The following is a 648-nucleotide window of genomic DNA, read 5'->3' as shown; positions in this document are numbered from 1 at the left end:
CGGGCTCACGCCGCAGGCGTGCTACCGTTCACCCTGAATCACATGATCTGGCACGCACATGATGCCGGCTATGAGCACATCTGCGACATGCTGATCACCCAGCAGGAAAAGCTCAAATTATATGCCGACCAACACGCCGAAGCCGGTTTGATTTACCGCGCGATTGACTGAAACGGCGGCCCCCGCGAGGGGGCCAATACTGACAGGGGGAAAAATGTTAACACTAACTGATATTCGCGCCAGCAATACGGTGCTGGTTACGGAATTTGGCGGCGTGCGTGCTGTGCATTTCTGTCTGCATGAAAAATTAAGCGGTAGCGACAATGATCTGTGGTTTCCGCTTGCCAATGGGGCCGACCTGTTCGAGGCGCTGGAAAGCATTATGTGCATCAATTTTGCCGCTGCTAACGTTGTCTCGCTGGAGTTCCTGCGGCAGTGCGGGAGGAGCAAAGACTACCGAATCACCTACAACAAGGCCAAATTCAAGCCATTATGTTAGATATCTGGCATCATTAAATGTTCATATTTGAACAAAATTAAATTAAAAAAATACGTCTAATGAGTTGATAAAATGGCTCATTAGACGTATAATTATTACATCGAAAGGCAGTTGAGTCTTTCGCGGTAGCGCCCCGACTGGCGAAGGAG

Annotated in this window: 2 protein-coding genes; both read left to right on the top strand. The window is 49.4% G+C overall.

The window, feature by feature from the left end:
* Positions 1-171: antirestriction protein (locus QRY16_RS21990; RefSeq protein WP_289778064.1), on the top strand; the 171-nt coding region annotated here is incomplete at its 5' end.
* A gap of 43 nt (positions 172-214) precedes the next feature.
* Positions 215-499, top strand: coding sequence for a hypothetical protein (locus QRY16_RS21985; protein ID WP_289778063.1), 285 nt, complete (start codon positions 215-217; stop codon positions 497-499).
* Positions 500-648 lie beyond the last annotated feature (149 nt).

Origin of the sequence: Mixta mediterraneensis, from assembly GCF_030283135.1 — a bacterium.
GTDB lineage: Bacteria > Pseudomonadota > Gammaproteobacteria > Enterobacterales > Enterobacteriaceae > Pantoea > Pantoea mediterraneensis.
Note: the sequence above shows the minus strand (reverse complement) of the source record. Positions and strands in the feature narration are given on the sequence as shown.